Annotated in this window: 1 protein-coding gene and 1 pseudogene; one reads left to right on the top strand and one right to left on the bottom strand. The window is 46.7% G+C overall.

Features of this window, described 5'->3' with window-relative positions; genetic code table 11:
• Nucleotides 1-110 (top strand): annotated as a pseudogene (locus R7Z49_RS27175) (acyltransferase); the annotation flags it as partial.
• Nucleotide 111: 1 nt separating this feature from the next.
• Here the strand turns inward: R7Z49_RS27175 and R7Z49_RS27170 are convergent.
• Nucleotides 112-441, bottom strand: coding sequence for a DUF2500 domain-containing protein (locus R7Z49_RS27170; RefSeq protein ID WP_015297474.1), 330 nt, complete (start codon nt 439-441; stop codon nt 112-114).
• Nucleotides 442-537: the final 96 nt, after the last annotated feature.

The following is a 537-nucleotide window of genomic DNA, read 5'->3' as shown; positions in this document are numbered from 1 at the left end:
GTCATCCGGCATGGGTGATCCCTGTGTGGATTGTGTTAAGTGGGGCGGGAGCCTTGGCGATGAGTTATTTGTTCTCGAAATCAGCCAAGACTCGTTGGTTACTGCCGTAAGTTAGCGTTTGATTGCGAAATGTAGGAATTTGTCGCCGCAGTAGGTCAGGGTGCCTTTATCACCTGGATTAAGCGCGTGGTAATAGTGCACACCAATTTGGAATTCTCGTTTCGGGCCGATTGGGCCACGTTGCACATAAATCCAATATTCTTGGTCGTCCTGTCCCGGCTGCGCATCCGGCACATCGATCGCTTGTTTGTCTAAAATAGTGACTTGAACACTTTGTTCTGGCGCATCTTCACCAACGTAATGTTTGCTGTAGAAACGAAAGAACACCCATGCGCCAAGGGCGATGAGGGCAAAAATGGCCAAGATAAGTGAGATTGGCATGATAACCTCCAATGTTTCATTGGGCCTTATTCTACAGAACTCCCTGATTAAACTATGAGTTGAGATAAACTATTCGTGATCTAATAAAAGGGGTGT

Source organism: Vibrio sp. 1562 (assembly GCF_033340155.1).
GTDB classification, from domain to species: Bacteria; Pseudomonadota; Gammaproteobacteria; order Enterobacterales; family Vibrionaceae; genus Vibrio; species Vibrio alginolyticus.
The sequence above is the reverse complement of the archived record's forward strand: the minus strand, read 5'-3'. Positions and strand labels throughout refer to the sequence as shown.